We start from the raw sequence: 24,296 nt of genomic DNA, 5'->3' as shown, positions 1-24,296 counted from the left end.
GGCGACCACCCGGACCGTTCCACGGCTATAGGATGGTGATGGCTTTGCCTATGCCGAAGCATGGTGGCGATCCCCGGGGCGACCGGCTGGCCGTGCAGGTGATTGATGGATGGGGCATCACCGCCCATATAGGACAAAAGCGCCGATCGAACGGCGCGCGGAGTAGCTTGTGAATCATACCCTGCCGGTACTTCCCCTGCGCGACATCGTCGTATTTCCGGCCATGATCGTGCCGCTGTTCGTGGGTCGCGAGAAATCGGTCGCGGCGCTGGAGACGGCGATGGCCGGCGACAAGGAGATCTTCCTCGTCGCCCAGCTCGACCCTGCCGAGGACGATCCCTCGCGCGAGGATCTGTACGAGATCGGCGTCACCGCCACCGTCTTGCAGCTGCTCAAGCTGCCCGACGGCACCGTCCGCGTGCTGGTCGAGGGCAAGCAGCGCGCCCGGCTGGGCGAGCTGGCCCCGGCCGCCGATCATCTCGCCGCCACCGTCGACCTGGTCGAGGACGAGGCGGGCGAGGGCGTCGAGATCGAGGCGCTGATGCGCTCGGTCGTGTCGCAGTTCGAGAATTATTCGAAGCTCAACAAGAAGCTGCCGGCGGAGACCGCGGTGCAACTGGGCGAGCTGGAGGATGCCGCGCGGCTGGCCGATGCGGTCGCCGCCAATATCCAGGTCAAGGTCGCCGACAAGCAGGCGTTGCTGGTCGAGACCGATCCTGCCAAGCGGCTGGAAATGGCCTTCGCGCTGATGGAGGGCGAGCTCGGCGTCCTGCAGGTCGAGAAGAAGATCAAGACCCGCGTCAAGCGCCAGATGGAGAAGTCGCAGCGCGAATATTATCTCAACGAGCAGCTGAAGGCGATCCAGCGCGAACTAGGCAATGGCGATGAGGAAGGCGATGGCGACGAGCTCGCCGAGCTGACCCAGAAGATCGCGACGCTGAAACTGTCCAAGGAGGCACGCACCAAGGCGACCGCCGAGCTGAAGAAGCTCAAGACCATGGCGCCGATGAGCGCCGAGGCGACCGTCGTGCGCAACTATCTGGACGTGCTGCTCGGCCTGCCCTGGGGCAAGAAGTCCAAGGTCAAGAAGGACATCCCGGCCGCCGAGGCGATCCTGAACGAGGATCACTACGCGCTGGAGAAGGTGAAGGACCGGATCGTCGAATATCTCGGCGTGCAGGCGCGCACCAACAAGCTGAAGGGGCCGATCCTGTGCCTGGTCGGCCCGCCGGGCGTCGGCAAGACCTCGCTGGGCAAGTCGATCGCCAAGGCGACGGGGCGCGAGTTCATCCGCCAGTCGCTGGGCGGCGTGCGCGACGAGGCCGAGATCCGCGGCCATCGCCGCACCTATATCGGCTCGATGCCGGGCAAGATCGTGACCAACCTGAAAAAGGCCGGCACGTCCAACCCACTGTTCCTGCTCGACGAGATCGACAAGCTGGGCCAGGATTTCCGGGGCGACCCGGCCTCGGCGCTGCTCGAGGTGCTGGACCCGGAGCAGAACGGCAAGTTCAACGACCATTATCTGGAGATCGATGTCGATCTGTCGGACGTGATGTTCGTCTGCACCGCCAACACGCTCAACCTGCCGCAGCCTCTGCTGGACCGGATGGAGATCATCCGGCTGGAGGGCTATACCGAGGATGAGAAGGTCGAGATCGCCGAGCGGCATCTCGTCGCCAAGCAGATCGAGGCGCATGGCCTGAAGGATGGCGAGTTCACGCTGACCCAGACCGGCCTGCGCGCGCTGATCCAGCGCTACACGCGCGAGGCGGGGGTGCGCACGCTGGAGCGCGAGATCGCCAAGCTGTGCCGCAAGGCGCTGCGCCAGATCCTGGAGGGCAAGGCGGAAAGCGTGACGATCACGCCCGATAATCTGTCCGACTTCGCTGGCGTGCAGAAGTTCCGCCACGGCCTGAGCGAGACCGAGCACCAGATCGGTGCGGTGACCGGTCTGGCCTGGACCGAGGTGGGCGGCGAGCTGCTGACCATCGAATCGGTGACGGTGCCGGGCAAGGGGCAGGTGAAGACGACCGGCAAGCTGGGTGATGTGATGAAGGAATCGGTGCAGGCCGCCTTCAGCTTCGTCCAGGCGCGCTCGCCCTCCTATGGCATCAAGCCCAGCCTGTTCCACCGCAAGGATATCCATATCCATCTGCCCGAGGGCGCGGTGCCCAAGGACGGGCCGTCGGCGGGCATCGGCATCGTCACCTCGATCGTGTCGACGCTGACCGGCGTGCCGGTGCGGCGCGAAGTGGCGATGACCGGCGAGGTGACGCTGCGCGGTCGGGTGCTGCCGATCGGCGGGTTGAAGGAGAAGCTGCTGGCCGCGATGCGCGGCGGCATCACCACGGTGCTGATCCCGCACGAGAATGAGAAGGATCTCGCCGACATTCCGCAGAACATCAAGGACGGCCTGACGATCGTGCCGGTCCAGCATGTCGACGAGGTGCTGCGCCTGGCGCTGACCGAGCCGCTGGAGGCGATCGACTGGACCGAGACCGATGATCTGGCGGCGCTTCCGCCCGCGCCGATCACGCCGGCGGGTGGCGAATTGCATCACTGACGGCTAGACCGCCGCGCGTCGCCTCGTCGCGTGGCGGTTGACTCGGGCTAAATGCTCGCTCTTATTGGGACTTCTTGCCGCGCGGATCGATTCCGGCGCGCGGTGTGACGATATTTTGGGGGTTTATCAATGAACAAGCAGGAGCTGATCGCGACGGTCGCGGACACGTCGGGGCTCGGCAAGGTGGATGCGACCAAGGCGGTGGAGGCGGTGTTCGACGCCATTTCCGCCAGCCTGCGCAAGGGTGACGAGGTTCGTCTGGTCGGTTTCGGGACGTTTTCCGTGTCGAAGCGCAAGGCGTCGACCGGCCGCAACCCGCGCACCGGCGAGCCGATGACGATCAAGGCCTCCAGCCAGCCCAAGTTCAAGGCCGGCAAGATCCTGAAGGACTCGGTGAACTGATTTTTTTGCGGAAGGTGGCTGGACAGGCGGAAAACCACCGCCTAAAGGGCTGCCTCCCGGACGATGGGCGCGTAGCTCAGCGGTAGAGCACACCCTTCACACGGGTGGGGTCACAGGTTCAATCCCTGTCGCGCCCACCATCGTCCCGGTCTTCCAAATGCCCGCCTTCCGGCCCGCGACAGCGGCTCGGCGGCGGGCATTTTGCGTTTGGGGCCTCTGCCATTTTCCTCCTGTTCCCCGGCAAAGGCCGGGGCCCAGCTGGGGGACGATGGTGACGACGGACGGCGCTCCGTTACTTCGACCTTCCCAACTGGGCCCCGGCCTTCGCCGGGGAACAGGAAGGAGCCTGCCGCTCAATGCGGCTTGCGCTTCACCAGGTGGAGCGGCGCGACGATCAGCCCGCCCGCGACCAGCCCGACGATCGCCGAGCCGATGGCGGTGACGATCCAGGCCAGCACGCCGTGCAACGCCGGTACCGCGCCCGCCACCGTCTCGGCGGCATGATGCACGACATGCTCCGGCGCGGCGAAGCCCAACCCGGCCATGCCATGCACCAGGATGCCGCCACCGACCCAGATCATCGCCGCCGTGCCGATCGCGGCCAGCGCCGACATGATGACCGGCATCGCCTTCACCATGCCGCGCCCGATCGCCTGGACGGTGGCCGAATCCTTGCCGGCGAGATGCAGGCCGATATCGTCCAGCTTCACGATCAGCCCGACCACGCCATAGACGCCGACCGTGATCGCGACCGCGACGATCGCCAGCGCCACCGCCTGGGCGACGATGCCGCTGCCCGACACTTCCGCGAGCGCGATCGCCATGATCTCCGCCGACAGGATGAAGTCGGTGCGCACCGCGCCGCTGACCTTCTGCTTCTCCAGGGCCTCCGGCGTGGTCGCGCCCTCCGCCGCCTCTTCGGTCGCGTGATGGCCGCCAAAGGCCTCGACCAGCTTCTCCACCCCCTCGAAGCAGAGATAGGCGCCGCCGATCATCAGCAGCGGCGTCAGCGCCCAGGGGGCGAAGGCGCTCAGCACCAGCGCCAGCGGCAGGAGGATCAACAGCTTGTTGCGGAGCGAGCCCAGCGCGATCTTGCCGATGATCGGCAGTTCGCGGGCGGGCGACAGGCCGGTGACGTAACGCGGGGTGACGGCGGTATCGTCGATCACCACGCCGACCGCCTTGGTGCCGGCGCGGCTGGCGGCGGCCCCGACATCGTCGAGCGAGGCGGCGGCGAGGCGGGTGATCCCCGCCACATCGTCCAGCAAGGCGGCCAATCCACTCGGCATGTCGTCATTCTCCGTCCGCGCCAACTGGTTCGTCCATCGCGCGGGCGGCGCGCCCGATGAACGATCCGTCATGATGCTGCGCCGCCGCACTGTAAAGTCATGCGTATCGGCCCATCGATACCGACCTGCGCAGGATGAGGGAGAGTTTGCGGAGCGCGCTCGTTGTCGGACCGAAGCAAGGAGTTGACGATGAAGACGATGATCGTACGCGCGCCCGCCGGGCTGGATCGACTGCGGATGGAGGACCGGCCCGATCCGGGGGCGCCGGGACCGGGCGAGATCCGCGTGGCGCTGCATGGCAGCTCGCTCAACTATCATGACCTGGGCGTCGTGACCGGGCGGATGGGTGCGCCGGACCCGGAGCAGGGCCGGGTGCCGCTGGCGGACGGTGCCGGCGTCGTCGACGCCGTGGGCGAGGGGGTGAGCGAATTCGCGCCCGGCGACCAAGTCGTCTCGTGCTTCTTCCCGCAGTGGCAGGATGGCACCGCGCAGGTCGGCGACTTCGCCGGCACGCCGGGCGACGGGATCGACGGCTTCGCACAGGAAGTCGCGGTCCGCGCCGCCACCGCCTTCACCCATGCGCCCAAGCATCTGGACGCCGTGGAATCGGCGACGATCACCACCGCCGGGCTGACGGCATGGCGCGCGCTGGTCGGCGATGGCGGGCTGAAGGCGGGCGACACGGTGCTGCTGCTCGGCACCGGCGGCGTGTCGATCTGGGCGCTCCAGATCGCCAAGGCGATGGGCGCGACGGTGGCGATCACCTCTTCCTCGGGCGAGAAGCTGGATCGGGCCCGTGACCTGGGCGCGGACTTCACACTCAACTATCGCGAGACGCCGGAATGGGGCCGGGCGATCGCCGACTGGACCGGCGGGCTGGGCGTCGACCATGTCGTCGAGGTCGGTGGGCCGGGCACGCTGGCCCAGTCGATCGGGGCGGTGCGCGTCGGCGGGCATATCTCGCTGATCGGCGTGCTGACCGGGGCGAGCGGCGAGGTACCGACCGCCGCATTGATGGCCAAGCAGGCGCGGTTGCAAGGCCTGATCGTCGGCAGCGGGCGGATGCAGCAGGATTTCGTCCGCGCGATCGAGGCGAACGACATCCGCCCGGTGATCGACCGCCGCTTCCCGCTGGACCGATTGGCCGACGCCTTCGCCTATGAGCAAAGCGCCGGCCATTTCGGCAAGATCGGCGTGGAGTGGTAAGGGCTTAGGGCTGACCGGTCCCGCCGGCGGCGCCATAGACCTGACCGGTCGAGAAAGTGGCGTCGTTGGCGGCGAGCTGGACGAAGATCGACCCCAGCTCGACCGGCTGGCCCGGCCGGCCTAGCGAGGTGTCGCCGCCGAATTCGCGCAGCTTCTCCGCCGTCGCGCCGCCCGCGGCCTGGAGCGGCGTCCAGATCGGTCCCGGGGCCACGCCGTTGACGCGGATGCCCTTGGGGCCGAGCTGCTTGGCGAGCGACTTGGTGAAATTCATCATCGCCGCCTTGGTCATCGCATAGTCGACCAGATTGGCGGACGGGTCATAAGCCTGTTCGGAAGTCGTCTGAATGATCGACGCGCCGGCCGGCATATGCGGCAGCGCCGCCTTGGTGATCCAGAACATCGCGTAGATATTGGTCTTCATCGTCGCGTCGAAATCCTCCGACGACAGGTCGGCCAGCGCCTGGCGCTGTTGCTGGCGGCCGGCATTGTTGACCAGCAGGTCGAGCCCGCCCAATTCACGCACCGTCTGCGCAACCATGCGATTGCACCAGCGCTCGTCCTGAATGTCGCCGGGCAGGGCCAGCGCCTTGCGTCCCGCCTGCCGGATCAGCGCGACCACCTCGCGCGCGTCGGCTTCCTCGGCGGGCAGATAGCTGATCGCCACGTCCGCGCCTTCCCGCGCGAAGGCGATGGCGGCGGCGCGGCCGATGCCCGAATCGCCGCCCGTCACCAGCGCGCGTCGTCCGGTCAGCCGGCCCGATCCGACATAGCTGGTTTCGCCATGATCGGGACGCGGCGTCATCTTGCCGGCCAGACCCGGAAAGGGCTGCATCGCCGTGTCGAAGGGCGGGCGCGGATAGCGGGTGCGCGGATCGGGCAATGCCGCCCCCGCCGCCGATTTGGTGCGCTGCGCCGCCGCGGGCGCGGCGATACCCGCCGCCGCCAGCCCGACCGCAGTGCCCGCCATCATGTCCCTGCGTGAGAAATCCCGATCCGTCATCATACCGTCTCCTGTTGTCGAGTCGGCAACGGGCGGAAGGAGTGACGGTTCAGTGGGGCTCCGCGGAAGCGATCAGAAAATCGGGTCGTCGCCGGGTGTCGCCGCCTGGTGGATGCCGCATTCCACCTTGTCCCAGCCCCGCCAGCGTCCGGCGCGCGGGTCCTCGCCGGGCTGTACGCGCGAGGTGCAGGGCGCACAGCCGATCGACAGATAGCCTTGCGACTCCAATGGATGGCGCGGCAGCTCATACTCGGCGAAATAGGCCTCCAGATCGGCCTTGGGCCAGTCGGCCAGCGGGTTGATCTTGAGCCGCCCGTCCTCGACCTCGAAGCGGGGCAGGGCCTTGCGCGTGCCTGCCTGGAAGCCCTTGCGCCCGGAAATCCAGGCCGAGAAGGGCGCGAGCGCGCGGCGCAGCGGCTCCACCTTGCGGATCTCGCAGCAGCCGTCCGGGTCGTAGGACCAGCGCAGGCCCTTGTCGTCCTTCAACCGCAACAGGCGCGGATCGGGCCGGAACACGCGCAGGTCGGTCAGGCCCAGCCGCTCGGACAGTTCGTCGCGATACGCCAGCGTCTCGCCGAACATCTTCTGCGTGTTGGTGAAGATCACCGGCACGTCCGGGTCGATATCGGCGACCATGTGCAGCAGCACCGCCGACTCGGCGCCGAAGGACGAGACGGACGCGATCCGGCCCGCCAGCTCGCCCGTGATCAGCTCACGTAGCATGACGGGGGCGGCGACGCCGGCGAAGCGCGCCTCCATCGCCGCCGCATCCTCGACCGTGAAGGCGGGACGGACATCGATCAGGTCGAGATCGCGCGCGGCCTCACCCATGGCGCTTCCTCCAGACCGGCACCACCGGGTCGGCGGCCGCCTGATAGCGATCGGCATAGCGGTCCAGGCTGGCGCGCAGCGTCGCGCCGTCGATCTCCTTTTCGGGCGCGAAACTGTCGAAGCCGCAGCGCCGCATCAGCGGCAACTGGTCGACCAGCACGTCGCCGGCCGCACGTAGCTCGCCCACATAGCCCGCCTCGCGCAGGATACGCCCGGCCGAATAGCCGCGCCCGTCGCGAAAGGTCGGGAAGCTCACCTCGATCAGCGCCAGCCGGTCGAGATGCGGCAGCAACGCGCGCGCATCCTCGCCCGCCTCCAGCCGCACCGCCGTCGCATTGGTCTGTTCGGCCAGGAACGAGTCGAGCGTCACCGCCGGCTCGTCATGCGGCTCGTCGTCGCGGAAGCGGAGCAGCGGCTCGCCGCCGATCGACGCGCGGTCCAGATCACCCATAGATCGCCTCCTTGAACGGCTGCATCCCGACGCGTCGATAGGTGTCGAGGAACCGCTCGCCCTCCTGTCGCAGCTCGACATAGGTGCGGGTGGCGCGGTCGACCGCATCGACCACCCCGTCCTCGTCGAAGCCGGGGCCGGTGATCTTGCCGAGCGAGACGTCCTCCGCACCCGATCCGCCGAAGGAGAGCTGGTAATTCTCCACGCCTTTCTTATCGACGCCCAAGATGCCGATATGGCCGGCATGGTGATGGCCGCAGGCGTTGATGCAGCCCGAGATCTTCACCTTCAGCTCGCCCAGATCATGCTGGCGCGGGGCGAGCCGCACCGCCAGCTTCTGCGCCAGCGGGATCGAGCGGGCATTGGCGAGGCTGCAATAGTCCAGCCCCGGGCAGGCGATGATGTCGGTGACCAGATCGAGATTGGCCTCCGCCAGCCCGGCGTCGCGCAGCGCCGCCCAGATCGTGGGCAGGTCGGCCTTGCGGACATGCGGCAGGACGAGGTTCTGCGCATGGGTGACGCGCAATTCGTCGAAGCTGTAGCGCTCGGCTAGATCGGCGACTAGGTCCATCTGGTCGGCCGAAGCATCGCCGGGAATGCCGCCGATCGGCTTCAGGCTGATCGTGACGATGGCATGGCCCGGCTGCTTGTGGGCGGCGACATTCTGGTCCAGCCAGACCGCGAAGTCCGGATCGCTGCGGTCGATCGCGTCGGGCGCATCGGCGGAAAAGGCGGGGGCGGCGAACATCGCCTGGATCCGCTCCAGCTCGGCGCGCGGCGGGTCGATGCCGAGCTGCTTGACCGCGACGAACTCCTCCTCGACCTGGCGGCGATACTCGTCAGCGCCGATCTCATGGACCAGGATTTTGATCCGCGCCTTGTAGATGTTATCGCGCCGGCCATAGCGGTTATAGACGCGCAGCGCCGCTTCCAGATAGCTCATCAGATCGTCGACGGGGACGAAGTCGCGGATCAGCGGCGCGATCATCGGCGTGCGGCCCATGCCGCCGCCGGCATAGATGCGCGCGCCGACTTCGCCGTCCCGCTCAATGAGCTGGATGCCGATATCGTGCAGCCGCATCGCCGCGCGATCCTCGTCCGCCGCGATCACCGCGATCTTGAACTTGCGCGGCAGATAGCTGAACTCGGGGTGGAAGGTCGACCATTGCCGCAGCAGCTCCGCCCAGGGGCGGGGATCGGTCACTTCGTCCGCCGCCGCGCCCGCGAACTGGTCGGACGAGATGTTGCGGATGCAGTTGCCGCTGGTCTGGATGGCATGCATCTCGACCTTGGCCAGCCGTTCGAGGATGGTCGGCGTGTCCTCCAGCTTGATCCAGTTGAACTGGAGGTTCTGGCGCGTCGTGAAATGGCCATAGCCCCGGTCGAACTCGCGCCCGATGCCGGCGAGCGTCCGCAACTGGCGCGAATCGAGCGTGCCATAGGGGATGGCGACCCGCAGCATATAGGCGTGGAGCTGGAGATAGAGGCCGTTCATCAGCCGGAGCGGCTTGAACTGGTCCTCGGTCAACTGCCCCGCCAGCCGGCGGCGGACCTGGTCGCGGAACTCGTCGACGCGCGCATCGACGATCGCCTGGTCATATTGGTCGTAACGATACATGTCAGATCACCCAATGGCCGGCCTGGGGGTCGGCGGGCTTGAGGGTCAGGTCGGGGCGGACGGTGGGACCGAGCGCGCGGATCCGATCCTTGATATGGGCGGGGCGGGGGCCGTCCCCGGTCGCGGTCGCGGTCGCGTCGATCACATAGGGGACGTTGACGCGGCGCGCGCCTTCCTCGGCACGGGCGATCGCCTCGCCCTCCGCGCCGACATCCACCGCCTCCTCGATATGGCGCGACCAGCCGCTGCCGGTCCACCACGTCACGTCCCCGCTGGCGAGGTCGTTGCCGGTCAGCAATTTCATGTCGTGCTCTCCTCGGCGATACGCGCCCAACGGGCCAGCTTGTCCTCGGCATCGGACAGCAGGACGACCTCGCCGACGACGATGATCGCCGGGCTGCCGACCCGCTCGCGCTCCACCATCGCACCGAGATCGGCCAGCAGGGTGCGGATCGCGCGGTGGCCCGGCTGGGTGCCGCGCTCCAGCACCGCGACCGGCATGTCGGGCGCGACGCCGTCGGTCATCAGCTTGTCGGCGATCGCGGAGGCCGTCGCCACGCCCATATAGATGACGAGCGTCCGGCCTTGCCCGGCGAGGCCCGACCAATCCTGATCGGACAGGCCCTTGCACTGGCCCGCGACGAAGCTGACCGCCGAACTATGGTCGCGGTGGGTCAGTGGCAGCATTGCCTCCGCCGCGCAGCCGAGCGCGGCCGAGACGCCGGGGATGACCTCGACCGGCAGGCCGGCGGCGCGCACCGCCTCCACTTCCTCGCCGCCGCGTCCGAAGATGAACGGGTCGCCGCCCTTCAGCCGCACGACCAAGCTGCCGGTGCGGACATGCGCGACGATCAGCGCGTTAATCGCCTCCTGCGGCAGCGTGTGGTGCGCGCGCCGCTTGGCGACCGAGATGCGCTGTGCGGCGGCGGGCGCGATGTCGAGCACGCGCGGGTCGATCAACCCGTCATGGACGACGACATCCGCCGCTTTCAGCGCCTCGACGGCGCGGACGGTGAGCAGGCCGGGATCGCCGGGACCGGCACCGACCAGGATCACGCGGCCGCGATTATGGGGATCGAGCAGAGTTGCCATGTTCTTCAGATGGCGGTTCCCCGCCGCCGCGACAATCGAGCGATGCTTTGCGCTGGGGTAGGGCAGCTATCGCCGCCCCGCGCCCTCAACCTTCGACCACGCTCGCGCCGGGATGATGGCGATCGAGATGGCGGCGGATGATGCGCAGGTTGCGCGTGTTGGAGCGGAAGAAGAAGTCCGCCGCATCGCCGACGAAGGGGATCAGGCCGAGCGCGGCATCGAAGCCGACATTGCCCATCATCCGCGCCAGCTGCCACCGCGACAGGCCGAGATTGCGCGCTTCCCAGACGATCCAGCTGCCCATCAAGGCGGTGATCGCATCGCCGACCACCGGCACCAGGCCGACGATGAAGTCGAGACCCACGGGGCGGTTGGTGCCGGGTAGGGTGAAGCTCCGCTCCAGCAGCTTCTCCATCGCCTCGATCCGCCGACGCACCGAGACGGGGTCGCGACCGAGCGGCAGGGTGTCGAAGATCGTCGGGTCGATCCGGGTCGTGTTCATGAATCTTAGTTGGGGTCGGCGCGCAGGCGATTCAACGGATGCCAGGCGCGGGCATTGGCCTGCCACGCCGCCAGCCGGGTCGCGACCAGCGACCAGCGTAACGGGCGGGCGAGCGGGATGAAGGCGGTGTCGCGATTGAGCGCCGCATCCGCCTCGGCGATGCGTTGCGAGCGCAGGCGGAGGGTCGGCGCGTCGCGGCCCGCCTCCAGCAGGGCGGTCGCTTCGTCGCTGCACGGCGCGCAGGCATTGGCAAGATACCAGCGCGCGCTGTCATAGGGGGCGACCCGGTCGATCAGCCGCAGGTCAGCGGCGGCGTCCGGCGCGGCCCGGCTGGCTTCGATGCCGATCCGACGCAGGTCGGCGGCGATCTGCCCGAACAGCAAGGTGCCGCCGGGGCCGGCGGGCAGGGCGATGGTCAGCGCGATCGGGCCGCCGGTCCAGGTCGCGACCCGAGCGCGCGCGAGATCGCGGCGCTGGTCGATGGTCAGCAGCGACCAGTCGGGGATTTGCGGCGGCGCGGCCGAGTCGAGCGTGTCGGGCAGCAATCGGTCGGTGGCGTCCCAGCCCGGCGCGATCGCCGCCACCAGGGCGCCGCGATCGATCGCGGCCGACAGCGCGGCGCGATTGGCGGGATCGGCCAGGAAGCCGTTGCGATTGGCGATGGCGAGGCCGAACAGCCCTGCCGCCGGGTCGAGTCGCAATGCCCCCCGTGGCAGTTCCGCCAGCGCGAGCAACGGCCAGTCGGCGATACGGCCACCGCTGACCAGATCGGATTTGCCGCGGGCGAAGCGGAGGATCGCGGATGAGGCCCGCTCCCCGATCAGCCGCACATCCTCTTCCGGCTTATGTTCCTGCTGGTCGTCGGGATCGGCGATGCCGGGATCGAAGGCGGGGCGCAGCAGCGGCGAGACGCTGCGCTCGGCGATCCGGAACGGACCGCTGCCGGCGGGCGGGTCGAGCCGCAGCAACGCCATTTCCGGCTGGGCGAACAGCTTGAGCAGGTCGGGGCGCGGGCGTTTCAGCCGGACCTCGATGACCTGCGGCGTCATCACCACGATCTCGTCGATCGCGGTCAGGAAGGGGGCGAGCGGGTTGCGCGCGCGTGGGGCGAGCCGACGTTCGAGCAGGCGCACGACCTGTTCGGCGGTGACGGGCGCGCCGTCCGCCCAGCGCGCTTCGCGCAGGCGGAAGATATAGCTGCCGCCATTGTCGATGACCGTCCAGCGCTCGGCCAGCCCCGGTTCGATCTGCCCGACGGCATCGAAGCGCACCAGCCCTTGCGCGGTCGAGTCGAGCAACAGCCGCGAGGGCAGGTCGGCGCGCGCCGAAAAGCCGGTGGCATAGCGCGGCGGTCCGCCGATGGCGCTGACCACGACCGCCCCGCGATCGGGTCGGCGCTGGCAGCCGGCGGGCAGCAACAGGGCCACGGTCAGGGCGAGAAGGGCGGTGGTGCGGACGGCGGGACTCGAACCCGCACTCCGAAGGAAGCCGATTTTAAGTCGGCTGCGTCTACCGATTTCGCCACGTCCGCCCACCACTCCGCGTGAAGCCCGAAGCGGGCCCCGCCGTCAACCCCATGTACCCGCGCCGGGCACGGGCAGGCCCGATGATGGCAGGCCGAGGATGATGCGGGACCGCGCGTCGATCAGACGTTGAGCTTGGCGCGCATTTCCTTGCCGGGCTTGAAATAGGGAACGCGCTTGGCTTCGACATCGACCGTCTCGCCAGTGCGCGGATTGCGGCCGGTGCGGGCGTCGCGAGCGCGGGTGGAGAAGGCGCCGAAGCCGCGGATCTCGACACGGCCGCCGGCCGCGAGACGCTCGGTGATCTCGCCAAAGAAGGTGGCGACGATGGCTTCAACTTCCTTGGGGCTAAGCGTCGGATTTTCCTCAGCGATCTTCTGTACGAGTTCGGACCTAATCATTCTATCCCCCGACGGTGATGATTAGTTTCTAATACAGGTTAAATTTGCGGAGGAAAGCCTATTTTGACGCCAAGGCGCGAGGAAAGTTGGGAAAAAGTGAATGGGCTGTACCAAAAAGGGCCGGAGCGATGCTCCGGCCCTTTCCAGTCGACTTACTTCTTTTCGCTCTGGGCCTTCAGCGCGGCGCCCAGGATGTCGCCGAGCGACGCACCCGAGTCCGACGAGCCGTACTGCGCCACGGCCTGCTTCTCCTCGGCGATCTGCATCGCCTTCACCGAGAAGGTCGGCTTCTTCGAACGATCGAAGCCGGTGACCATCGCGTCGAGCTTCTGGCCGACCTGGAACCGCTCCGGACGCTGCTCGTCACGGTCGCGGCCGAGATCGGTGCGCTTGATGAAGCCGGTCACGCCGTCGTCGCCCTGCTGCACTTCGAGGCCCGCATCGCGCACTTCGAGGATGGTGACGGTGACGACCTGGTTCTTGCCCAGGTTGCTGCCGCCGGTGGCCGCGCCGACCGACGGGCCGCCACGCTCGAGCTGCTTCATGCCGAGGCTGATGCGCTCCTTCTCGGCGTCGATGTCGAGCACGATCGCCTGGACGGTCTCGCCCTTGCGATGCAGCGCCAGCGCATCCTCGCCCGACACGCCCCAGGCGATGTCCGACATGTGGACCATGCCGTCGACATCATTGTCCAGGCCGATGAACAGGCCGAACTCGGTCGCGTTCTTGACTTCGCCCTCGACGGTCGAGCCGATCGGATGGGCTGCGGCGAACGCCTCCCACGGATTGGCCTGCGCCTGCTTCAGGCCCAGCGAGATACGACGCTTGTCGCTGTCGACTTCGAGCACCACCACATCGACTTCCTGCGAGGTCGAGACGATCTTGCCCGGGTGGACGTTCTTCTTGGTCCAGGACATTTCGGAGACGTGGACCAGGCCCTCGATGCCCGGCTCCAGCTCGACGAACGCACCATATTCGGTGATGTTCGTGACGCGGCCCGAGAGCTTCGCGCCGACCGGATACTTGGCCGATGCGCCGTCCCACGGATCCGACTCGAGCTGCTTCATGCCGAGGCTGATGCGCTGCGTGTCCTTGTTGATGCGGATGATCTGCACCTTCACGGTGTCGCCGATCGCGATCATCTCCGAGGGATGATTGACGCGCTTGTACGACAGGTCGGTGACGTGCAGCAGGCCGTCGATGCCGCCCAGGTCGACGAACGCACCGTAATCGGTGATGTTCTTGACGACGCCGTCGATCACCTGGCCCTCGGCCAGGCTCTGGATCAGGCCCGAACGCTGCTCGGCGCGGGTCTCTTCCAGCACGGCGCGACGCGACACGACGATGTTGCCGCGCTTGCGGTCCATCTTCAGGATCTGGAACGGCTGCGGGATGTCCATCAGCGGCGTGACGTCACGCACCGGACGGATATCGACCTGCGAACCCGGCAGGAACGCCACGGCGCCCGACAGGTCGACCGTGAAGCCGCCCTTGACGCGACCGAAGATCGTGCCCTCGACGCGGGCCGACTTGGAGAATTCGAGCTCGAGCTTGTCCCATGCGGCTTCGCGACGGGCGCGGTCGCGCGACAGCATCGCTTCGCCGTGCATGTTCTCGACGCGGTCGACATAGACCTCGACTTCGTCGCCGACCTTCAGCTCGGCCTTCTGGCCGGGGGCGGGGGCGAATTCGCGGAGCGGCACGCGGCCCTCCGACTTCAGGCCGACGTCGATGACGGCCATGTCGTTTTCGATCGCGGTGACGGTGCCGTGCACCACGCGACCCTCGAAGCTGTCGGCGCCGCCGAACATGTCATCGAGCATCGCCGCGAAATCATCGCGGCTGGGCTGAATCTGGGTTGCCATTAGAAAATGTCTTCCTCGGGGTTCGTTTCCGGCCAAGCGGTTGGATCCGCTGGTCTTGGCCAAAACGCCGCGACGGCCCCATGCCGGCACGGCATCCGTCGGACCGATGATGCGAAAAGGGCGCGAGAGGACAGAGCCCGTCGCGCCGATCTTCGCGGGCACCTGCCCGTCGAACCTGTTCTCTATAGGAGAGGGGCGGCGAAAAAGCAATCGCCGCCCCTCGGCCCACCCGGTCCGGCGCGCCAAAGGGACGCACGCGCCGGACGGGGCGGGATCAGGCGTAGACGGTGGTGGTGCTGCGGCGGCGATAGCGGGCAGCGGCGCCGACCATCGCGAAGCCGACCAGCATCATCGCCCAGGTCGCGGGCTCCGGCACCGCGGCGACGGTGCTGGCATTGACGCCGGCGAGCTTGAAGGCGTCGTAGATCTTGGGCGCATCGGCCGCCGTGGCGCTGATCATCCAGATATTGCCGATCGCGGTGCTGCCCAGCGCCAGGCTGCGGCTGCCGTCGGAGCCGTTGCCATAGGAGATCGCGCTGCCGGTGAACGCCTTGGACAGGCTGTCGGCCGACAGGCTGCCGTTCCACGCCGTGGAGGTGTTGCCCCAGCGGATCAGGGCGTTGTTGTCCGGGGCCGAGCCGTAGAGGTCGAAGGTGTTGAACACCGCCGAGGTCAGCTTCACCGCCTGGTCGAACTGCAGGATGAAGAAGTCGGTGCCGAGATAGCTGTCCGCCTGGTGCGAGCCGTTCGCGCCGCTTTCGATCGCATTGGTGATGCCCAGGCCGTCGGTGCCATAGCTGCCGACCGCGCTGCGGCCGACGCCGAAGAAGCCGAAATCGGTCCAGCCGGTGACCTTGACGTTCAGCGTCTGGCCGTTGCTCGTCGCGCTATAGATACGGGCGTCGGTGCTGCTGCCGGACTTGCCGCCATTGGTCATGCCGACCGAGAAGTTCGTCGCATAGGCCGGAGCGGCGGCGAAGATGGCGGCAGTTGCGACCGTGTAGAGGAAATTGCGCATGTTGTTGCTCCCACTCGATTTTCTGTGAGAGCACTTTCGCTAAGTCGCTGATTTCCTTCAATCGATGCTTATGGTTAACGAAATCCTACTTTGACACGGGCGATGGTTAATGCCCGTTCATCGTTCAGCCGGCGCGACGCGCCTCGACAAGTCCGATGGCGCGGCGCACCGATTCCTCGATCGTCAGGAAGCTGGTATCGAGCAGCGCCGAGTCGGGTGCCTGGACCAGCGGGGCGGTGGAGCGCCCGCTGTCGCGCGCGTCGCGGGCGCGGATGTCCGCCAGCACCTTGTCGAAGCTGATCGTCGCGCCATGCGCATGGAGTTCGGCATGGCGCCGCCGCGCCCGGATCTGCGGCGTCGCCTTGATGAACAGCTTGGCGTCCGCCTCCGGCGCGATCACCGTGCCGATGTCGCGCCCGTCCAGCACCGCGCCGCCGGGCTGATTGGCGAAGCGCCGCTGCCGCTGGAATAGCGAGGCGCGGACCAGCGGATGCGCCGACACGACCGAGGCGAGCTGCCCGATTGCGTCGCTGCGCAGGCCCGGATCGGCGAGCAGCGAATCGTCGAAATCACAGGCGGCGACCGCGTCCGCTTCCTTCGAACCGTCCAGTTCCAGCCGCTGCACCGTCATCGCGACGGCGCGGTAGAGCAGGCCGGTATCGAGATGGGGCAGGCCATAATGCCGCGCGAGCGCGCGGGCGATCGTGCCCTTGCCGCTGGCGGCGGGGCCGTCGACCGCGATGATCATGCCGCCTGCTCCGCGGCATCCGTCGCCAGATGGTCGAGCGACGCATAGAAGCTGGGATAGCTGGTCGCGACCGGCGCGGCGTCGTCGATCGTGATCGGACGGCGGGCGTGGAGCGCGGCCACCGACAGGCTCATCGCGATCCGGTGGTCGAGCAGCGAGGCGATGGTCGCGCCGCCGGGGATCGGCTCGCCGCCGGTGCCGGTGATCGCCAGGCCGTCCTCATATTCCTGGCAAGTCACGCCGCACAGCTCCAGCGCGGCGCGCATCGCCGCGATCCGGTCGCTTTCCTTGACGCGCAGCTCGTGCGCGCCGCGGGCGACGGTGCGTCCCTCGGCAAAGGCGGCGGCGACGAACAGCACGGGATATTCGTCGATCATGCTTGGCGTCAGTTCGGTCGGCACCTCGATCGCGCGCAAGGTCGCGTGGCGGACGCGCAGGTCGGCGACCGGCTCGCCACCGACGATGCGGGAATTCTCTTCGCTGATGTCCGCGCCCATCAGGCGCAGCGCCGCGATTACTCCGGTACGCGTCGGGTTCAGGCCGACATTCGCCACCACGATGTCCGACCCCGGCACCACCGACGCGGCGACCAGCCAGAAGGCGGCGGAGGAGGGGTCGCCGGGCACGACGATCTGTTGCGGGCGCAGCTCGGCCTCCCCCCGGATCCGGATCACCCGGCCCTCAAGGCTCGGCTCGACGGTCAGGTCCGCGCCGAAGCCGGCGAGCATCCGCTCCGAATGGTCGCGCGTCGCGATCGGCTCGACCACGGTGGTGATGCCGGGCGTGTTGAGGCCGGCGAGCAGGATCGCCGACTTCACCTGCGCCGAAGCGACCGGCAGCGTATAGGTGATCGGCACCGCCGGGCAGATACCGCGCAGCATCAGCGGCAGCCGCCCGCCGGGCGAGGCGGTGATCTCCGCGCCCATCGCTGATAGCGGCTCGATCACCCGGCCCATCGGCCGGCCCGACAGGCTGGCGTCGCCGGTGAAGGTCGCGGTGATCGCATGGGACGCGACCAGGCCCATCAGCAGCCGGGTCGAAGTGCCCGAATTGCCCATGTCCAGCGCCGCATCCGGCTGGCGCAAGCCACCGACGCCGACGCCGTGGATGCGCCAGATGCCGTCGGCGCCGCGCTCGATCTCCGCGCCCATCGCCCGCATCGCGGCGGCGGTGGCGAGCACGTCCTCACCCTCCAGCAGCCCCTCGACCCGGCTTTCGCCCACCGCGAGCGCGGAGAGCATGAGCGAGCGGTGGCTGATCGACTTGTCGCCAGGAACGGTGATCGTGCCGCGCAGGGGGCCGCGCGACCCCAGCGTCTTGGATTGGGGCGGAAGGTGGCTCATGGGGCAGGCGCTTTGACAGCCGTCTTGCGCTATGGCAAGGCGCGGGCCATCTCGCTGGGATAGCATCCCTGGGGTATTCCCAATTCCGAAAGGCTAAGGACACGGCATGATCAAGCCGGAATGGGGCACGAAGCGTACGTGCCCGAAATGCGCGACGCGTTTCTACGACCTCGAAAAGGACGATCCCGTCACCTGCATCAGCTGCGGCTATGCCTGGGAGCCGGAACCGATCCTCAAGTCGAAGCAGCCGCTGCCCTTCGAGGCGCAGAAGTCCGACACGCAGAAGCCAGACGCCGACCTGGAAGGCGATGACGAGGATCTGGAGGACATCACCGGCGAGGACGAAGAGCCCTCGGCGGACGATGAAGTCGATCTCGGCGGCGACGACGACCTGGGGGTCGAGACGTCGAGCGACGAGGACGAACACTGATCGAAGAAATTTGGCAGGCGGTGGAAACACCGCTTGCCAAGCTTCGGTGGGGCGGCTAGTGGGCTGCCTCCCGGACGGAATGGGGCCGTAGCTCAGCTGGGAGAGCGTCGCAATGGCATTGCGAAGGTCAGGGGTTCGATCCCCCTCGGCTCCACCATGTCCGTCCTGATGGCCCAAGCGGCCATGCCTCCACACAATTAATATCATGTCGGGTGCCGAAGCGATCAGCTTTTGCGCCCTGTCGTCGTTCGGTTTCGGGCGACAATCGACCCGGCTCAGGGCGGGAAAACGGTGTCTTCCACCCCCATAAGCCGATCGACCGTAGGACGTGAAATTCCCCCGGCAAGCGTGCGTTCTTCTACTTGCCAAGCTTCGGGTCGCCGGCTAATGGGCTGCCTCCCGGACGGAATGGGGCCGTAGCTCAGCTGGGAGAGCGTCGCAATGGCATTGCGAAGGTCAGGGGTTCGATCCCCCTCGGCTCCACCATATCCGTCCTGACCGCCGGTTTCGGTGATCCCCTACATCGCTGCGTTATAGTGAATCGCCTCAGGTCCGCATGGGCGTGGCACTGGCTAGGGCAGGGGATGCCCGTGCTTCCCAAGACATGATTGAGGTCAGTCATGGGCGCGCGCGGCGGCCTGTGGAGTTTGCAGCTGCACTGTCATTACGTTGGTGACGCCGGGACCCGAAGATGCTCCGGGGCTTCCGGGTTTGGAGTCGCGTTCGCCGCACTATTCCTCTTCCATCGACGCGGAATCATGGGCTCGGGGCAAGGAAAAGGGCCGGCGGATCGCTCCACCAGCCCCGGTCCTCCTTCATGGTATGTCTCGCCGAGCGGACTGGCTCAGGCGAGGCGGATGACGATCGAGCGGCGGCGGTAGCGTACCGCGCCGGCCACCAAGCTCATGCCGATCAGCATCATCGCCCACGTCGCCGGCTCGGGCACGGCGGAGACCGTCGCCAGCGATGCGCTGCTCGAATAGGACGAGCCGCCGGTCGAGTTGAAGCTGATCGTCAATTCCGACGCCGTATCGGCCAACTGGCGTCCCACATTCCGGGTGAAGCCGGACAGGACCAGCGATCCGGCGGTCGAAACGCCCGGAATGTCCGAGAAGGCGGTCGTTCGAACGCGATAGGCGGAGAAGTTGAAGGTGTTCCGGCTCTCGACCGCGTCGGCGAAGACGAACAGGTCGGTCAGCGTCTGATCGATCGATGTGCCGACCGTGCGGCTGAAGGCGATCATGCCCTTGAGCCAGCCGGGCTGCATCTGCGCGCCGGCGAAACCCCCGGTGGCGGTGATCTGGAACGACTGTCCGTTTGCCGAGGCGAAAGTCGACGTATCGCCGAGGGTGACCGTCGGCGAGAACAGCAGGGCGGAGCTGACCGTGCCGGTGGTGATCGGAGTGGCGGCCGTGGCAGGCGCAGCGGCAAAGATCGCTGCCGCCGCAAAAGCGGGCAGAATATGTCGCATGATGAATGTCCCCATGATGCCGGCTCTTCATGGCCCGGCACTGAGCCATTCATAATTTCGGTGCTTGATCCAAGATAGTATTCTGGCTTGCGGATGGTGTCCCAATCCGGAACGCGGTCCCATTTCGGCACCCTCCTGAAGGAGGGTGCCGACAGGAACGATCAGGCGTTCGCCATCTTGGCTTCGAGATTGGCGCGGACCTGCTCGAAGAACTGCTCGGTCGTCATCCAGGGCTGGTCGGGACCGATCAGGATCGCGAGATCCTTGGTCATGTGGCCGTTCTCGACCGTCTCGATGCAGACGCGCTCCAGCGTCTCGGCGAACTTCGTCACCTCGGGGGTGTTGTCGAACTTGCCGCGATACTTGAGGCCGCCGGTCCAGGCGAAGATCGACGCGATCGGGTTGGTCGAGGTCGCCTTGCCCTGCTGGTGCTGGCGATAGTGGCGGGTGACGGTGCCGTGCGCCGCTTCCGCTTCCACGGTCTTGCCGTCCGGGGTCAGCAGCACCGAGGTCATCAGGCCCAGCGAGCCGAAGCCCTGCGCCACCTGGTCCGACTGCACGTCGCCGTCATAGTTCTTGCACGCCCAGACGAACTCGCCGTTCCACTTGAGCGCGGAGGCGACCATGTCGTCGATCAGGCGATGCTCGTAGACGATGCCGGCTTCCTGGAACTTGTCCTTGAACTCGGCCTCGAACACCTCGGCGAACAGGTCCTTGAAACGGCCGTCATAGGCCTTGAGGATCGTGTTCTTGGTCGACAGGTACACCGGCCACTTCAGGTTCAGGCCATAGTGCATCGAGGCGCGGGCGAAGTCGCGGATCGACTCGTCGAGATTGTACATGCCCATCGCGACGCCCGACGCCGGGAAGTCGAACACCTCATGCTCGATCTCCTGGCCGTCCTCGCCGATCCACTTCATGGTCAGCTTGCCCTTGCCGGGCACCTTGAAGTCGGTCGCCTTATACTGGTCGCCGAAGGCGTGGCGGCCGACGACGATCGGGTGCGTCCAGCCCGGGATAAGGCGGGGGACGTTCTTGATCACGATCGGCTCGCGGAAGACCACGCCGCCCAGGATGTTACGGATCGTGCCGTTGGGCGACCGCCACATCTTCTTCAGGCCGAACTCCTCGACGCGCGCCTCGTCCGGCGTGATCGTCGCGCACTTGACGGCGACGCCGTACTTCTTGGTCGCCTCGGCGGCGTCGACCGTCACCTTGTCGTCGGTGGCGTCGCGATTCTCGATGCTCAGGTCGAAATAGGCCAGCTCGATGTCGAGATAGGGCTTGATCAGCCGCTCGCGGATCCATTCCCAGATGATCCGGGTCATCTCGTCGCCGTCGATCTCCACGACCGGCGTGTTCACCTTGATTTTGGCCATTATCGCTTCCTTGGGAAAGTGGATGGGCAGGCGTCTAGGATGTGTGCCGGGCGACCGCAATGCCCGTCCGCCGCGTCGCCCCGACCCGCCGGGCAGGGAGGCAGGGGCGTTCCGCATTGTCACTTCGATGCCACAGGGGTAGGAGAAGCCGATGCCATCCCTCGAAAAACCGCCGGTCGTGACGACCACCGTCAAGTGGCGCTTCCCGTCCGTCCATCCCGAAGGCCGGAAATACACCGCCATCGCGCTCGGGATCACCCTGTTGCTGACGATCATCAGCAAGGTGCTGTTCTGGCCGATGCTGGGCGTCACCGCCTGGGTCGCCACCTTCTTCCGCGATCCGATCCGCACCACGCCGCAGGGCGAGGGCCTGATCGTCGCCCCCGCCGACGGACTGGTGACGATGATCCAGCGCGTGCCCGTGCCGCGCGAGCTGGTCGGCGAGCTGGGCGAGGCGCCGATGGTGCGCGTGTCGATCTTCATGTCGGTGTTCGACGTGCACATCAATCGCACGCCGATCGCCGGCACCATCCGCCAGGTCGTCTATATCTCCGGCAAGTTCTTCAACGCCGATCTCGACAAGGCGTCGGACGAGAATGAGCGCCAGCATTTCGTGGTCGAGGGACGCGACGGTCGCAAGATCGGCTTCACCCAGATCGCCGGCCTGGTCGCGCGCCGCATCGTCGCCTTCACCAAGCCCGGCGACATGGTCGCGGCGGGCCAGCGGATCGGCCTGATCCGCTTCGGCAGCCGCGTCGACGTGTTCCTGCCCGACGATTGCGCGCCCCAGGTCGCACTGGGCCAGCGGTCGGTCGCGGGCGAGACGATCATCGGCCGGGTCGGCGGCGTGCCGGTGCAGGGCATCGCGCAGTGAGCGGCCGCCGGTGAGCGATCCCGCATCCCTCGAGCCGGGCGATCCGATCGTGCCACGCCGGACGGGACGTTTTCGCCGCCCGCATGGCGGCATCCCGTTGCGCGCGGTCGCGCCCAATGCCGTCACCGCGCTCGCGCTCTGTTCGGGCCTGTCGGGAGTGCGGTTCGCGATCGGCCACGACTTCGAACGCGCCGTCGCGATGATCATGGTCGCGGGCGTGCTCGACGGTATCGATGGCCGGATCGCCCGCCTGTTGCATGGCGAAAGCCGGTTCGGCGCGGAGCTCGATTCCCTGTCCGATGCGATCAGCTTCGGCGTGGCGCCTGCGCTGATCCTCTATCTTTGGTCATTGTCCGCCTATCCGCGCTTCGGCTGGATGGCCGCTTTGGTGCTGGCGGTGTTCTGCGCGTTGCGCCTCGCCCGCTTCAATGCGCTGATCGACGAGAAGGAGCAGCCGCACAAGTCGGCCGGCTTCCTGACCGGCGTACCCGCACCGGCGGGGGCGGGACTGGCCCTGCTGCCGCTGATGCTGTCACTCTGGGTGGACGTACCGTTCCTGTCCTCGCCCTATTTCGTCGCGCCCTGGGCGATCTTCGTGGCGCTGCTGATGGTGTCGAGCATCGCGACCTTCTCCTGGAAGTCGCTGCGCCTCCGCCGGAACATCCGGTTCGAGGCGCTGGCACTGGTGGTGCTGCTGGGTGCCGCGTTGATCACCCTGCCTTGGCCGACGCTCAGCCTGATCGCGTCGCTCTACCTGATCCTGATCCCGTTCAGCATGATCAGCTACGAGCGGGTCAAGCGGCTTCGTGCAGCCGGCGCAGGGGCGCGGGGACCGGGTTCGACGCCCAGCGCCTGACGGCGATGCGCCGCTCCGCCAGCGCAAGCTGGTGCAGGGGCGCATAGCCCTGGTCGGCCCGGCCCACAGCAAGACGCACGATCCGCCGCCATTGCGGCCCGATCGCCAGCGCGATCACCGACGCGGACAGGGCGAATGCGCCCGCGAACACCACCATGCTCATCACTGCCACCATGTCCGCCTCCCGTATCGCATCAGTCGACCATCGATCGATGCTAACCTATCAGCCAGAGGGCGGTTCCTGGATGTGCATACACCTAGGTTGCCGCGATCGGATAATGCGCCCCGCTGATGCGGTGTGGCGAATCCCGTTCCCCTGATGAAGCGGTTATGTTCCACCTTCGTTCCGCATGTCAAGTCTCCGGAACAAAGGCAGATCATCGCGGCCCGTGGCATGGCGGCGGCACGGATGGTTGCGTTTCGGACGATGTTCGACTAAGCGGCGCGCCTCAACCCCGCATGGGAAGCATCATACACCGGTGCGCATGGCTTCGAGCCCTCGCGTCATCCGCTTCCCAGAGGAACAACCGGAAGGATATTCATTATGGCGGCTCCTGTCGTCACCATGCAGCAGCTCATCGAGACCGGCGCGCACTTCGGCCACCAGACCCACCGCTGGAACCCGAAGATGAAGCCCTACATCTTCGGCGACCGCAACGGCGTCCACATCCTCGACCTGTCGCAGACCGTGCCGCTCTTCGCGCGCGCGCTCGAATTCGTGTCGCAGACCGTGGCGCAGGGCGGCAAGGTGCTGTTCGTCGGCACCAAGCGCCAGGCGCAGGAGCCCGTCGCCGACGCCGCGCGTCGCGCCGGCCAGCATTTCGTCAACCACCGCTGGCTGGGCGGCATGCTCACCAACTGGAAGACGATCTCCAACTCGATCAAGCGCATGAAGGCGCTGGAAGAGCAGCTGTCGGGCAACACCGCCGGCCTCACCAAGAAGGAAGTGCTGCAGCTCACCCGTGAGCGCGACAAGCTGGAGCTGTCGCTCGGCGGCATCCGCGACATGGGCGGCATCCCGGACGTGATGTTCGTGATCGACGCCAACAAGGAAGAGCTGGCGATCAAGGAAGCCAACACGCTCGGCATCCCGGTCGTGGCCATCCTCGACTCGAACGTGTCGCCGGACGGCATCGCTTTCCCGGTGCCGGCGAACGACGACGCCAGCCGCGCCATCCGCCTGTATTGCGAGGCGATCGCGATCGCCGCGACCCGTGGCGGCCAGGAGCAGCAGCAGCGCCGCGGCGTCGACATGGGCGCGATGGCCGAGCCGCCGTCGGAAGCGGCGCTGAGCACCGACCCGATCGTCGGCGACGCGAATGCCGATCAGGCGGTCGAGGCCGAGCGCCAGATCGACGCATAATCGTCACGTACGGCTTCTAGCGGGCGGGGCAGGGCGGAACGCTCCGCCCCGCCCGCACTCACATTCGG

The 24,296-nt window shown here is 67.3% G+C and carries 24 protein-coding genes and 4 tRNA genes; 10 read left to right on the top strand and 18 right to left on the bottom strand.

The annotated features are described in order from the left end of the window. The first annotated feature begins 223 nt into the window (after nucleotides 1-223). The 3 genes from lon to QE452_RS09910 all read left to right on the top strand — a co-directional run bounded on the left by lon (nucleotide 224) and on the right by QE452_RS09910 (nucleotide 3,108). Nucleotides 224-2,566, top strand: a complete 2,343-nt coding sequence (lon, locus tag QE452_RS09920) for an endopeptidase La (protein ID WP_405052795.1) — start codon at nucleotides 224-226, stop codon at nucleotides 2,564-2,566. A gap of 129 nt (nucleotides 2,567-2,695) precedes the next feature. Next, the gene (locus tag QE452_RS09915; protein WP_125993169.1) at nucleotides 2,696-2,968 is read left to right on the top strand and encodes an HU family DNA-binding protein; all 273 of its coding nucleotides are present in this window, start codon (nucleotides 2,696-2,698) and stop codon (nucleotides 2,966-2,968) included. A gap of 65 nt (nucleotides 2,969-3,033) precedes the next feature. Beyond that, a tRNA-Val gene (locus tag QE452_RS09910) sits at nucleotides 3,034-3,108 on the top strand. 213 nt (nucleotides 3,109-3,321) lie between these two features. On the opposite strand, the gene QE452_RS09905 is transcribed toward QE452_RS09910, so the two are convergent. Continuing rightward, complete coding sequence (locus QE452_RS09905) at nucleotides 3,322-4,257, bottom strand: DUF808 domain-containing protein (protein ID WP_309658138.1); 936 nt, start codon at nucleotides 4,255-4,257, stop codon at nucleotides 3,322-3,324. A 189-nt stretch (nucleotides 4,258-4,446) separates the two neighbouring features. Between QE452_RS09905 and QE452_RS09900 the strand changes: the two genes are divergently transcribed. Further along, nucleotides 4,447-5,463 carry an NAD(P)-dependent alcohol dehydrogenase gene (locus QE452_RS09900; RefSeq protein WP_309657964.1) on the top strand — a complete coding sequence of 339 codons (1,017 nt, stop codon included), beginning with the start codon at nucleotides 4,447-4,449 and terminating at the stop codon, nucleotides 5,461-5,463. A 4-nt stretch (nucleotides 5,464-5,467) separates the two neighbouring features. Here QE452_RS09900 and QE452_RS09895 read toward each other — a convergent pair whose 3' ends face one another. The 14 genes from QE452_RS09895 to aroA all read right to left on the bottom strand — a co-directional run bounded on the left by QE452_RS09895 (nucleotide 5,468) and on the right by aroA (nucleotide 17,855). Next, on the bottom strand, nucleotides 5,468-6,430 hold the full coding sequence (locus QE452_RS09895; protein ID WP_405052755.1) for an SDR family oxidoreductase: 963 nt from the start codon (nucleotides 6,428-6,430) through the stop codon (nucleotides 5,468-5,470). Between the two features lie 105 nt (nucleotides 6,431-6,535). Next, complete coding sequence (locus QE452_RS09890) at nucleotides 6,536-7,294, bottom strand: phosphoadenylyl-sulfate reductase (RefSeq protein WP_309657966.1); 759 nt, start codon at nucleotides 7,292-7,294, stop codon at nucleotides 6,536-6,538. Beyond that, on the bottom strand, nucleotides 7,287-7,745 hold the full coding sequence (locus QE452_RS09885; RefSeq protein WP_309657967.1) for a DUF934 domain-containing protein: 459 nt from the start codon (nucleotides 7,743-7,745) through the stop codon (nucleotides 7,287-7,289). Before QE452_RS09885 ends, QE452_RS09890 begins: the two co-directional genes overlap by 8 nt. Continuing rightward, nucleotides 7,738-9,363 carry a nitrite/sulfite reductase gene (locus QE452_RS09880; RefSeq protein WP_309657968.1) on the bottom strand — a complete coding sequence of 542 codons (1,626 nt, stop codon included), beginning with the start codon at nucleotides 9,361-9,363 and terminating at the stop codon, nucleotides 7,738-7,740. The genes QE452_RS09885 and QE452_RS09880 overlap by 8 nt, the downstream gene beginning before the upstream one ends. 1 nt (nucleotide 9,364) lies before the next feature. After that, complete coding sequence (locus tag QE452_RS09875; protein ID WP_309657969.1) at nucleotides 9,365-9,667, bottom strand: DUF2849 domain-containing protein; 303 nt, start codon at nucleotides 9,665-9,667, stop codon at nucleotides 9,365-9,367. Continuing rightward, nucleotides 9,664-10,455: a uroporphyrinogen-III C-methyltransferase gene (gene cobA, locus QE452_RS09870; protein WP_309657970.1), complete on the bottom strand. Its 792-nt coding sequence runs from the start codon at nucleotides 10,453-10,455 to the stop codon at nucleotides 9,664-9,666. Before cobA ends, QE452_RS09875 begins: the two co-directional genes overlap by 4 nt. A gap of 85 nt (nucleotides 10,456-10,540) precedes the next feature. Then, nucleotides 10,541-10,957, bottom strand: a complete 417-nt coding sequence (locus tag QE452_RS09865) for a DUF4112 domain-containing protein (protein WP_309657971.1) — start codon at nucleotides 10,955-10,957, stop codon at nucleotides 10,541-10,543. A gap of 5 nt (nucleotides 10,958-10,962) precedes the next feature. Beyond that, entirely contained in the window at nucleotides 10,963-12,384 is a 1,422-nt protein-coding gene (locus tag QE452_RS09860) for an ABC transporter substrate-binding protein (RefSeq protein ID WP_309657972.1), read from the bottom strand. Nucleotides 12,385-12,404: 20 nt separating this feature from the next. After that, nucleotides 12,405-12,488 (bottom strand) — tRNA-Leu (locus tag QE452_RS09855). Nucleotides 12,489-12,602: 114 nt separating this feature from the next. After that, complete coding sequence (ihfB, locus tag QE452_RS09850) at nucleotides 12,603-12,881, bottom strand: integration host factor subunit beta (protein ID WP_309657973.1); 279 nt, start codon at nucleotides 12,879-12,881, stop codon at nucleotides 12,603-12,605. Nucleotides 12,882-13,033: 152 nt separating this feature from the next. Beyond that, nucleotides 13,034-14,746 (bottom strand): 30S ribosomal protein S1, encoded by a 1,713-nt coding sequence (rpsA, locus tag QE452_RS09845; RefSeq protein WP_125993159.1) that lies wholly within the window; start codon nucleotides 14,744-14,746, stop codon nucleotides 13,034-13,036. Nucleotides 14,747-15,020: 274 nt separating this feature from the next. Next, nucleotides 15,021-15,764 (bottom strand): PEPxxWA-CTERM sorting domain-containing protein, encoded by a 744-nt coding sequence (locus tag QE452_RS09840; protein WP_309657974.1) that lies wholly within the window; start codon nucleotides 15,762-15,764, stop codon nucleotides 15,021-15,023. A 124-nt stretch (nucleotides 15,765-15,888) separates the two neighbouring features. Next, a complete protein-coding gene (locus tag QE452_RS09835; protein ID WP_309657975.1) occupies nucleotides 15,889-16,512 on the bottom strand; it encodes a d(CMP) kinase in 624 nt (207 codons plus the stop codon). Further along, nucleotides 16,509-17,855, bottom strand: coding sequence for a 3-phosphoshikimate 1-carboxyvinyltransferase (gene aroA, locus QE452_RS09830; protein WP_309657976.1), 1,347 nt, complete (start codon nucleotides 17,853-17,855; stop codon nucleotides 16,509-16,511). Before aroA ends, QE452_RS09835 begins: the two co-directional genes overlap by 4 nt. Before the next feature lie 106 nt (nucleotides 17,856-17,961). On the opposite strand from aroA, the gene QE452_RS09825 reads away from it, so the two are divergent. The 3 genes from QE452_RS09825 to QE452_RS09815 all read left to right on the top strand — a co-directional run bounded on the left by QE452_RS09825 (nucleotide 17,962) and on the right by QE452_RS09815 (nucleotide 18,771). Then, the gene (locus QE452_RS09825; RefSeq protein ID WP_125993156.1) at nucleotides 17,962-18,285 is read left to right on the top strand and encodes a TIGR02300 family protein; all 324 of its coding nucleotides are present in this window, start codon (nucleotides 17,962-17,964) and stop codon (nucleotides 18,283-18,285) included. Between the two features lie 81 nt (nucleotides 18,286-18,366). Continuing rightward, nucleotides 18,367-18,442: transfer RNA gene (locus QE452_RS09820), tRNA-Ala, on the top strand. Nucleotides 18,443-18,695: 253 nt separating this feature from the next. Continuing rightward, nucleotides 18,696-18,771: transfer RNA gene (locus tag QE452_RS09815), tRNA-Ala, on the top strand. A gap of 358 nt (nucleotides 18,772-19,129) precedes the next feature. Here QE452_RS09815 and QE452_RS09810 read toward each other — a convergent pair. Next, nucleotides 19,130-19,756 carry a PEPxxWA-CTERM sorting domain-containing protein gene (locus QE452_RS09810; protein WP_309657977.1) on the bottom strand — a complete coding sequence of 209 codons (627 nt, stop codon included), beginning with the start codon at nucleotides 19,754-19,756 and terminating at the stop codon, nucleotides 19,130-19,132. A gap of 161 nt (nucleotides 19,757-19,917) precedes the next feature. Then, nucleotides 19,918-21,135, bottom strand: a complete 1,218-nt coding sequence (locus tag QE452_RS09805) for an NADP-dependent isocitrate dehydrogenase (protein ID WP_309729979.1) — start codon at nucleotides 21,133-21,135, stop codon at nucleotides 19,918-19,920. A gap of 151 nt (nucleotides 21,136-21,286) precedes the next feature. Here QE452_RS09805 and QE452_RS09800 point away from each other — a divergent pair, with 151 nt between their 5' ends. Together QE452_RS09800 and pssA are read left to right on the top strand one after the other, a co-directional pair. After that, nucleotides 21,287-22,009 carry a phosphatidylserine decarboxylase gene (locus tag QE452_RS09800; RefSeq protein ID WP_309657979.1) on the top strand — a complete coding sequence of 241 codons (723 nt, stop codon included), beginning with the start codon at nucleotides 21,287-21,289 and terminating at the stop codon, nucleotides 22,007-22,009. A 49-nt stretch (nucleotides 22,010-22,058) separates the two neighbouring features. After that, a complete protein-coding gene (gene pssA, locus QE452_RS09795; RefSeq protein WP_309658139.1) occupies nucleotides 22,059-22,865 on the top strand; it encodes a CDP-diacylglycerol--serine O-phosphatidyltransferase in 807 nt (268 codons plus the stop codon). Here the strand turns inward: pssA and QE452_RS09790 are convergent. Beyond that, nucleotides 22,804-23,040 carry a hypothetical protein gene (locus tag QE452_RS09790; protein WP_309657980.1) on the bottom strand — a complete coding sequence of 79 codons (237 nt, stop codon included), beginning with the start codon at nucleotides 23,038-23,040 and terminating at the stop codon, nucleotides 22,804-22,806. The two genes, pssA and QE452_RS09790, sit on opposite strands and share 62 nt — an antisense overlap. A gap of 369 nt (nucleotides 23,041-23,409) precedes the next feature. Here QE452_RS09790 and rpsB point away from each other — a divergent pair, with 369 nt between their 5' ends. After that, on the top strand, nucleotides 23,410-24,228 hold the full coding sequence (gene rpsB / locus QE452_RS09785; protein ID WP_125993150.1) for a 30S ribosomal protein S2: 819 nt from the start codon (nucleotides 23,410-23,412) through the stop codon (nucleotides 24,226-24,228). Nucleotides 24,229-24,296 lie beyond the last annotated feature (68 nt).

The organism is Sphingomonas sp. SORGH_AS_0438 (assembly GCF_031453475.1).
Lineage (GTDB): Bacteria > Pseudomonadota > Alphaproteobacteria > Sphingomonadales > Sphingomonadaceae > Sphingomonas.
The sequence above is the reverse complement of the archived record's forward strand: the minus strand, read 5'-3'. Positions and strand labels throughout refer to the sequence as shown.